This window comes from Neisseria sp. P0022.S010 (assembly GCF_051956635.1).
This window is the reverse complement of the sequence record NZ_JBQCXF010000597.1, coordinates 1-1,717: the sequence shown is the minus strand read 5'-3', so window position 1 is coordinate 1,717 and position 1,717 is coordinate 1. Positions and strand designations below refer to the sequence as shown.

The 1,717-nt window shown below is 52.6% G+C and carries 1 protein-coding gene; it reads left to right on the top strand.

Annotated features, from left to right (window positions below; genetic code table 11):
• Positions 1–109: 109 nt before the first annotated feature.
• Positions 110–1,606: a subtype B tannase gene (locus ACTHUT_RS19770; RefSeq protein ID WP_250601682.1), complete on the top strand. Its 1,497-nt coding sequence runs from the start codon at positions 110–112 to the stop codon at positions 1,604–1,606.
• Positions 1,607–1,717: the final 111 nt, after the last annotated feature.

The following is a 1,717-nucleotide window of genomic DNA, read 5'->3' as shown; positions in this document are numbered from 1 at the left end:
CACCACATAACGTTACAAAAAATCAGGCCGTCTGAAACCCGACTTAGCGTTTCAGACGGCCTTAGTATTTGTTATCATATCCGTTCACACCTCTTCAAAAAGTATGATGATGAATGCCCTGAACAAAACCCTCTTATCCATTTCTGTCGCACTGGGATTGAGCGCCTGCGCTTCCGTCAAAACCGCAGACACCTACGACCTAGACTTCTCCAAACAAAAATACACCGAACAAAGCATCGAAGTGAACGGTCAAGCCGTCAAATTCCGCGCTTACGAAGGCGTGGTTTACGTCCGCAATCCTGTCGATACCCGTTACGAAATCATCAATATTTACGTCCCCGAAGCCTATTACAACGGCGGCGAGATAGACGGTTTCAACGCCGAAACCGCACCGATTTTCCTGCCCAACCAAATCGGCGGTTATATGCCTGCCGAACCGGGTAAACCTGCTTTGGAAGGCAAACGCGGCGAGCCTGAAGACGGCCCAAAATCGCCCAACGCCGCCCTGGTTGCCCTCTCCAAAGGCTATGTCGTCGCCTCCCCTGGCGCACGCGGCCGGACAGAACCCACCGGTAAAGCACCCGCCGCCATTGTCGATTTGAAAGCCGCCGTCCGCTATCTGAAAGCCAACGACAAAGCCATGCCCGGCGATGCCGAAAAAATCATTTCCAACGGCACAAGCGCAGGCGGCGCGATGTCCGCCCTCTTAGGCGCAACAGCCGATCAAAAAGATTATGAAAACCACCTCAAAGCCTTAGGCGCAGCGGAAGGCAGCGACAAAGTTTTTGCCGTATCCGCTTACTGCCCGATTACCGATTTGGACCATGCCGACATGGCTTACGAATGGCAGTTCAACGGTATTAACGACTATAAAAAAATGAATATTTCCATGCTCGACTACCGCGTCAAACGCGAGCTGGTCGCCGGCACGCTGACCGATGACGAGAAAAAACTGTCCGACCTCCTCAAACCGCTGTACCCCGCCTATCTCAACAGCCTGAACCTGAAATCCCCCGAAGGCAAACCACTGACGCTGGATGCCCAAGGCAACGGCAGCTTTAAAAACCATATTGCCGGCCTGCTCGCCCAATCCGCCCAAATCCAGCTTGACGCGGGCAAAGACCTAAGCGACCGCAAATGGCTGACCGTCCGCAACGGCAAAGTCGTCTCCGTCGATTTCGATGCCTACGCCAAAGCCGCCGGACGGCAAAAAACACCGCCTGCCTTTGACGGCGTAGATTTAAGCGCAGGCGAAAACCAACTCTTCGGCACCAATACCGTCGATAAACGCCACTTCACCGCGTTCTCCATGCAACACAACACCGCCGCCAACGCCGAAATCGCAGATGAAGAAACCATCAAAATCATGAACCCGCTCAACTACATCGGCAAACCGGGCATAAACCTGCCGCAAAACTGGCGTATCCGCGTCGGCACCAACGACCGTGACACCTCACTGGCAGTCTCCGCCGTCTTAGCCGCCAAACTGCAAAACAACGGCCAAACCGTCGACTACGCCCTACCTTGGGATGTCGAACACGGCGGCGATTATGACTTGGACGAACTGTTTGCCTGGATGAAACAGGTCAGCAATTCTGCAAAATAATCGTTCGCAACATAGATTGAGATGAGATTTAGTATCCCGTTTTAATTAAAGAAAGGCCGTCTGAACTTTTTCAGACGGCCTATATTTTGATAAAAGCTCAAAGCCCTTTAT